This is a genomic window from Nostoc sp. CMAA1605 (genome assembly GCF_021596505.1).
GTDB lineage: Bacteria > Cyanobacteriota > Cyanobacteriia > Cyanobacteriales > Nostocaceae > Trichormus.
In genome coordinates this window covers 1-7338 of sequence record NZ_PJIZ01000162.1, presented here as the reverse complement: position 1 = coordinate 7338, position 7338 = coordinate 1, and the positions used below count along the sequence as shown (strand labels likewise).

General features: G+C 39.8%; 9 protein-coding genes. 8 read left to right on the top strand and 1 reads right to left on the bottom strand.

The window, feature by feature from the left end; all coding sequences use genetic code 11:
- The 4 genes from CV014_RS29075 to CV014_RS29060 form a co-directional block, all read left to right on the top strand.
- Window positions 1–201 (top strand): phycobilisome rod-core linker polypeptide (locus CV014_RS29075; RefSeq protein ID WP_236145184.1); only part of this gene is annotated, 201 nt, incomplete at its 5' end.
- 419 nt (window positions 202–620) lie between these two features.
- Window positions 621–1106: an allophycocyanin subunit alpha gene (apcA, locus tag CV014_RS29070; RefSeq protein WP_103135529.1), complete on the top strand. Its 486-nt coding sequence runs from the start codon at window positions 621–623 to the stop codon at window positions 1104–1106.
- Window positions 1107–1171: 65 nt separating this feature from the next.
- On the top strand, window positions 1172–1660 hold the full coding sequence (gene apcB, locus CV014_RS29065) for an allophycocyanin subunit beta (RefSeq protein WP_236145183.1): 489 nt from the start codon (window positions 1172–1174) through the stop codon (window positions 1658–1660).
- A 234-nt stretch (window positions 1661–1894) separates the two neighbouring features.
- Window positions 1895–2101, top strand: a complete 207-nt coding sequence (locus tag CV014_RS29060) for a phycobilisome linker polypeptide (protein ID WP_236145182.1) — start codon at window positions 1895–1897, stop codon at window positions 2099–2101.
- 132 nt (window positions 2102–2233) lie between these two features.
- On the opposite strand, the gene CV014_RS29055 is transcribed toward CV014_RS29060, so the two are convergent.
- A complete protein-coding gene (locus CV014_RS29055) occupies window positions 2234–3232 on the bottom strand; it encodes a hypothetical protein (protein ID WP_236145181.1) in 999 nt (332 codons plus the stop codon).
- A gap of 447 nt (window positions 3233–3679) precedes the next feature.
- On the opposite strand from CV014_RS29055, the gene CV014_RS29050 reads away from it, so the two are divergent.
- The 4 genes from CV014_RS29050 to CV014_RS29035 form a co-directional block, all read left to right on the top strand.
- The gene (locus CV014_RS29050; RefSeq protein ID WP_236145180.1) at window positions 3680–4462 is read left to right on the top strand and encodes a class I SAM-dependent methyltransferase; all 783 of its coding nucleotides are present in this window, start codon (window positions 3680–3682) and stop codon (window positions 4460–4462) included.
- 6 nt (window positions 4463–4468) lie between these two features.
- Entirely contained in the window at window positions 4469–5197 is a 729-nt protein-coding gene (locus CV014_RS29045) for a TenA family transcriptional regulator (protein ID WP_236145179.1), read from the top strand.
- Window positions 5198–5415: 218 nt separating this feature from the next.
- Window positions 5416–5967, top strand: a complete 552-nt coding sequence (locus tag CV014_RS29040) for a heme NO-binding domain-containing protein (protein ID WP_236145178.1) — start codon at window positions 5416–5418, stop codon at window positions 5965–5967.
- An 11-nt stretch (window positions 5968–5978) separates the two neighbouring features.
- Window positions 5979–7338: sensor histidine kinase (locus CV014_RS29035; protein WP_236145177.1), on the top strand; the 1360-nt coding region annotated here is incomplete at its 3' end.

Sequence of the window (7338 nt, the reverse complement as noted above, 5' to 3'; positions counted from 1 at the left end):
CTATACTCCTATCCCACCGCTAAGGTAGTGGAACTCCTATTCCGTCACCTGTTGGGACGCACACCAGCCAACTCTGAAGAAATCAACCAATACGGCAGAATCTTGGCTGATAGCGGTTTACGGGCGACTGTGACAGCAATTGTCAACAGTGCGGAGTATAGCAGCTACTTTGGCGAAGAAGTAGTACCCTACACACGCTAAATAAGAGTGCTGAGTTAAAAGTGCTGGGTGCTGAGTTACAAGACTATTGCTAATTGACTCAGGACTCACCACTAGGTCAAGTGCGAATTTCTAAGGGACTGGGGACTGGGAAATTTTTCCCAGTAATCAATCCCTCGCTTTCTCCTGGATAACAAATCTGAAAACGAATGTTAAAAACTGTTAAGAGTAGCAATAAATGCTCAACAGAATGCCGGAGAATATTTTGCGTAAGGTAGCTGAGTTTAACAGCTTGTGTAGTTGTGTTAACTCCGCTAACCACGTAATCTAATGATAGAAGCAGTGACTCATTTAACTGCTTTCGTCTGGAGGAAGAGACTTAAATCTCGACCCAGCTAGTTTTAAAATCCCACCAGTTTAACCAAAACTCTGGTTTCATTTCGTATTGGAGGAATCCATTAATGAGTATCGTCACGAAGTCCATCGTGAATGCTGATGCAGAAGCTCGCTACCTCAGCCCTGGCGAACTAGATCGGATCAAAGCTTTCACCGCTAGTGGTACACAACGTCTCCGCATCGCTCAAGTATTGACCGACAACCGCGAGCGTTTAGTTAAACAAGCTGGCGATCAACTGTTCCAAAAGCGTCCTGATGTTGTTTCTCCTGGTGGAAACGCTTACGGTCAAGAAATGACAGCTACCTGTCTGCGCGACCTAGACTACTACCTCCGCCTCGTTACCTACGGAATCGTAGCTGGTGACGTTACCCCCATCGAAGAAATCGGTATCATCGGTGTTCGTGAGATGTACAAGTCCCTCGGAACTCCTATCGATGCAGTTGCTGGTGGTGTTGCTGCTCTCAAAGGTGCTGCTGCTAGTCTGTTGTCTGCTGAAGATGCTGCTGAAGCTGGATCTTACTTTGACTACGTAGTAGGTGCATTGTCGTAGGGTCAAGCTATTTCCTGACCACAATGGAACTATTGCAATTAGGTTGAAAATAAGGAATTAACAAAATGGCTCAAGACGCAATTACCGCTATCATTAACTCTGCGGACGTTCAAGGTAAGTACCTAGATAGCTCTGCTTTAGACAAACTCAAAGCATATTTCTCCACTGGTGAACTGCGCGTTCGTGCTGCTACCACCATCAGTGCTAATGCAGCTACCATCGTTAAAGAAGCTGTAGCTAAATCTTTGTTGTACTCTGATATCACCCGTCCCGGTGGTAATATGTACACCACCCGCCGCTACGCAGCTTGTATCCGTGACTTGGATTACTACCTCCGCTACGCTACCTACGCTATGCTAGCTGGCGATCCTTCCATCCTCGACGAGCGCGTACTCAACGGTTTGAAAGAAACCTACAACTCCTTGGGTGTACCCGTCGGTTCTACCGTTCAAGCTATCCAAGCTATCAAAGAAGTTGCTGCTAGCTTAGTAGGCCCCGATGCTGGTAAAGAACTCGGCGTTTACTTAGACTACATCTCCTCTGGCTTGAGCTAAGAGCTACATCGCACTTAATTTATTAAGTGTAGGTTGATTTAGGTCTGGAAATCAACTGTGAGTGCTAGAAAGTTTAGTCGCTTATCCTACTAAAAATTTAGTTATGAGTGTTAGCTGTCTAGTATTGACGTTTGATTTCCAGGCTTCGCAAGATTAATTAAATATTTTGGGTAAAAAACATCCCAGTTTTTTGAAATAAAAAAGTTTTCACATTGACCATAGGAGATTCGACAAATGGCGCGGTTATTTAAAATCACAGCTTGTGTTCCTAGCCAAACCAGAATTCGCACCCAGCGTGAACTGCAAAATACCTATTTTACTAAACTTGTTCCCTACGAAAACTGGTTCCGTGAACAGCAAAGAATTCAAAAAATGGGTGGCAAAATCGTTAAAGTGGAACTCGCTACTGGTAAGCAAGGCACTAATACCGGTTTACTCTAATTTCTATAGTGGGAAAATTCTTATACAAAGAAGTAGTTAAAGAGGTCATTGTATGACCTCTTATTTTTTTGTGGAAAAATTTTAGCTTGAACAGCAAGAAGCCTCTCGTAGAGAAGCGTCACTGTAGGTAGTTCACGAATTAAACATTTCGATCAAGCGGTATCCTCTAGTATAAAGGGGAACTGGAGAACTAGCGTTACGCTTTTGTTTCGCTTCTTCGACACTTTCATCAAAAACAATGAGAGTTTCCTTACCCACTTTTAGCCAATCTTCATAAGGCACACTCATATCTTCTTCTACACCACCCACATTAGGTGCAACCATTGCCCTATATGCTTCATTAAATTTGCGGCGAAAACGAAAATCCACAGAAATTCTTAAACCCTCAGCTTTTCTTCTAACTGTCTGATGCAATCCACGGGCATCATTGAAATACATCGTACCGTGTTGTAGCTGGGCTTGGGTGTAAGAGACAACCATCGGAATATCTCGCCCTTCATCAAAGTCTGACATCACCCGCATAGCTTGTAGTTCCATTTCACGGGGCATTTCACCAGCTTCAATAGTGATATGCTCAATATCACCAAATAGTGGTAAAACAACTACAGTCGCATCAGCATGAACACCTGCCCACACATCACTATGACATTTAGAGCTAGTAAAAGGTAGACGTAGTTTTTCAGGATCAGTTTGTCCATAAACCATGCGGAGATTAACAGGTAAATCCACCGCATCAATCAAGTCATTAGCTCCTAGACTGTAAAAAGCTTCTGCCACACTTTTTTGAAACAAGTTAAAGGCTAGAGTATGTTCTTTCTTCGGCATGAGTAAGCCTGTACCCATGTAGTTAGGCAAATTATTTCTAGCCTCTAATAGCCTTTGCAGCATTTCCGCTTCTGAAAGAATGACGGGACTATTTAAACAGGCACAAATGTAAGTTGCGGCGGCGAGTTGAATTTGTTGGAATAATTCTGGTTGTAATGTGTGTTCAAATAGCAGTCGATAGTCTCGTTTTGTGGCTATTCTATCAGCTAGTTCATCAAACAAGCGATCGCCCAACTCCGAAAATGCGATCGCCTTTTCATATTCTGATTGAGCTTGTGGTGAAGATTCGGTTAATATTCCTTGCATGATTTTTCGTGCCGAACTAGATGTTTACGACTCCTTGCATTACAAATTATCAAGATTTATTCGCTAATTACTTCGTCAAATATACTGTTTTTATACATCAATAATCTTGATAAAATAAGAGAGTATTTAGTAGTAATTTTAAAATTATATAAAGTAAATCCTATAAGTTTCATCTAATTTTATTACTATAAAATTTTCATAAAACACTTGTTCTGACTACTAAGACTTAATGAAGGTATCTTGAAAGTTAGTACATATATTTTTAAAGAAAGCAACAAGATTATTGCAGCATTTTATATTAAAAAAATAAAGCGGAAATTAACGGTTTTCTGATTTTTTAGCGATTAAAAATCAGTGATATCAACATTAAAAACAAAATTAGAGCGTGATAAAACTTAGACACATTTAATTAGTAATTGTTTTTACAACAACAATCAGCACAGTACAATGCAGTCAGACACAACAATCATCAATAATGAGACTTCCACAGTAGACCTCTACAACAACACAGCAAATAGTTGGGTGAGAGAACAAGCTATTTCTTTATCAGACTTTACCGCACGTCCTTTTGTTCTCCAACTGTGTGAACCAATTAGTCAGTTGCGGGTACTAGACCTGGGTTGTGGTGAAGGTTATTGCAGCCGAGAATTACGCCGACGCAAAGCTGCACAAGTTCATGGAATCGATATATCCCAAGGCATGATTGCCGCAGCCAGCTTGCAAGAAACCAACAATCCTTTAGGAATTACATACGAGGTGGGTTGTGCTACTAATCTCAGTCAATTTAACGATGGTGAGCTAGATTTAGTTGTTGCTGTTTTCCTATTCAATTATTTAACAATTGCTCAGACTCAAGAATGTATGCGGGAGATTGTACGCGTTCTTCAGCCTGGTGGAAGATTTGTATTTAGTATTCCTCACCCATCTTTTCCTTATATGCGAGAAGCAGCATATCCCTTCTATTTTCAAGTAGATGGTTCGGGTTATTTCAGTCAGCGAGATCAGCAATTTGCTGGTCGTATTTGGAAACGAGATGGTTCTTGGTTGAATGTGCAGTTAATTCACAAAACTCTGGAAGATTACTTTAATTCTCTCAATATTGCAGGCTTCACCAAAATGCCGATGCTCAAGGAATTGCGCGTTACTCCAGAGCATATTGCTTTAGATGAATCATTCTTTCGTCCTCTAGAGGATTTACCTCTTCATTTAGCTATCCAAATATCGAAGTAAAGTATCATGTCATCTTCAATAAAATCAGCCTTCCACGAAATTACGGCTAATCATTCCCTGTGGAATCATGAGTTCTTGACTCGCTGTCGTACTGGTAACTTGTCCCTGCCAGATGTGCAGATATTAGCTGTGCAGATGTATAAATTCTCCAAGGAGTTTAACCGAATTTTAGCGAGTATTTTGTCTTGCTGCCAAGATGAAGCTGCTCAATTAGTCATATTAGAAAACCTATTTGACGAAATGGGACAAGGAGATATTCATCAAGCTCATCCAGAATTATTTCGTCGCTTTACGCGCACACTAGGTATCGATGACGATACTTTAACTGCGCTACCAGCCACACCAGAGACTCTGGCTTTAATCGAAACCTATTTGAGAATTCCCCATCAGTATGGCTATTTAGCCGCATTGGGTGCAGTCTGTTACGCCTCTGAAGGCATTGTCAGTTCTTTGTATACACAACTATATAACGGCATAGTGGGAGCTACACCTTTACCGAAAGAATCACTCATCTTTTTTGAAGTCCATATTGATGTCGATGATAGTCATGCAGCAAAATTAGCCGCAGTTATGGAACCTCATCTTCATCACAGTGAAGAGGATATCAAAATTAAGCTGGCTATTGTAGAGGCAATGGATGCGCGTGTGCAGTTCTTTAACGGTGTTCAGCGTCAAATTTTGAAGCACTCTCAATATAGTTTCTTTCCTGATTCCCTACTGCTGCTAAATCCATAGTCAGTGATGAAAATAAAGCGTAGAAATACGGATGTTATGACATTGAATTGTAACAATAAAATTAGTTATCTGTGAGAAATTGGATATCTCATCCAAAATGAACAGATGTTGCTCAGGTTAACTCTAGACTGAATGGGGGAAAAGTAGGCGATCGCAAAACTTTTTGATGAGTCACAACCCGCAGCCTCAATTAACCGTATATTTGCAAGGGGTCTACTATGTATGGATTAGTGAATAAAGCGATTCAAGATATGGTGTGTAGTCGCTTTGGTGAAGATATCTGGAGAACAATCAAACAAAAAGCTGAGGTAGATGTAGACGTTTTTATTAGTATGGAAGGCTACCCAGATGATGTCACCCACAGATTAGTTAAAGCTGCTAGTGTTGTACTCAATCTTTCACCTTCAGAGATTATGCAAGCTTTCGGGGAATTTTGGGTGCAATATACATCCGAAGAAGGCTACGGCGAGATGATGGACATGAGTGGCGATACACTCCCAGAATTCTTAGAAAACTTGGATAATCTTCATGCTCGCGTAGGAGTGAGCTTTCCTAAACTACAACCGCCATCATTTGAATGTAGTGATGTGGACGAAGATGCACTCAAGCTACACTATCGTTCTGACAGAGAAGGACTAGCACCAATGGTTTTGGGTCTAGTAAAGGGATTAGGAACAAGGTTTGATACAGAAGTCGAGATTACCCAAACCCAAAGCCGGGACAATGGTGCTGAACATGACGAATTTTTAGTGAAATATAGACAACAATGAAGGCTAGATGAATGCTCACTCCTCAATTCAGCCTCACACCAGAACTGTTTAATCAAGCCTTTCCGTTCCACTTTGTTTTCAATCAAGAAAGAGAAATTTTACAGGCTGGTGATGTTTTAGAACGCATCAGCAGTGAACCATTAGTGGGTAGCAAAATCGAAGCACATTTTCGGATCAATCGTCCTAATATTGCGGTTGATTTTGAAAATATTCACAAAAAATCACGCTCTCTATTCATCTTAGAATTCATCCATAATGGAATGCTGATGAAGGGACAAATGATGTATCACCAGGAGCAAGAAATTATATTTTTTCTGGGTTCTCCCTGGATTACTGATACAGCTAGTCTGGCTAATTTCGGCGTTAAACTCAAAGATTTTGCTATTCACGATCCGATTGCAGACTTTCTGTTTTTATTACAAGCCAAGGATACAGCATTAGCTGATACGGGAAAGTTAACAGCAGAACTCACTCAGCAACGCGCTCAGTTAAGAAGTGCGCTGCAAATTAAAGATAATTTAACTCAAATTGCTCAAAAGCAAGCCAAAGATTTAAAAGAATCTCTCAAAGAACTTAGAGAAACCCAATCACAATTAATTCAAGCAGCTAAAATGTCCAGTTTAGGTCAATTAGTTGCAGGTATAGCTCATGAAATTAATAATCCAGTTAACTTTATTTATGGTAATTTAAAGTATATTAAGGAATACACCCATGATTTAATACAACTACTCAATCTTTACCAGAAACACCATCAAAATCCTCATCAGGAGATTAAAAACTACATTAAGTTAATTGATTTAGAATTTTTGCTTGATGATCTACCCAAGATTCTCTATTCACTACAGATAGGCTCAGAACGTATCACTGAAATTGTTTTGTCTTTGAGAAATTTCTCTCGTCTGGATGAAGCAGAAATCAAAAAGGTCGATATCCACCAAGGTATTGATAGTACATTATTAATTTTGCAAAACCGACTTAAAGAGAAACTGGATCATCCTAAGATAGAAATTGTCAAAAATTATGGAGATTTGCCACTAATTGAGTGTTACCCTGGACAGCTAAATCAAGTGTTCATGAACATTCTTAGTAATGCGATTGATGCTTTAGATACGAGTAACAGTGAACTATTGTTTACTGACAGGTGTAGTGCATCTAATAAAATTACAATTACCACGGCAGTTTTAGAAAATAATTTGGTGATGATCAAAATTGCTGATAATGGTTTAGGAATGTCAGAAGCAGTTAAAGAAAAACTTTTTGATCCTTTTTTCACAACTAAGCCTGTAGGTAAAGGTACAGGTTTAGGTTTATCCATTAGCTATCAAATTATTGTAGAAAAGCATCGGGGAAAACTCAAATGTTCATCGGAAT

Coding starts and splice junctions, on each gene's coding strand:
- apcA (WP_103135529.1), top strand. CDS start 621: ATGAGTATCGTCACGAAGTCCATCGTGAATGCTGATGCAGAAGCTCGC.
- apcB (WP_236145183.1), top strand. CDS start 1,172: ATGGCTCAAGACGCAATTACCGCTATCATTAACTCTGCGGACGTTCAA.
- CV014_RS29060 (WP_236145182.1), top strand. CDS start 1,895: ATGGCGCGGTTATTTAAAATCACAGCTTGTGTTCCTAGCCAAACCAGA.
- CV014_RS29055 (WP_236145181.1), bottom strand. CDS start 3,232: ATGCAAGGAATATTAACCGAATCTTCACCACAAGCTCAATCAGAATAT.
- CV014_RS29050 (WP_236145180.1), top strand. CDS start 3,680: ATGCAGTCAGACACAACAATCATCAATAATGAGACTTCCACAGTAGAC.
- CV014_RS29045 (WP_236145179.1), top strand. CDS start 4,469: ATGTCATCTTCAATAAAATCAGCCTTCCACGAAATTACGGCTAATCAT.
- CV014_RS29040 (WP_236145178.1), top strand. CDS start 5,416: ATGTATGGATTAGTGAATAAAGCGATTCAAGATATGGTGTGTAGTCGC.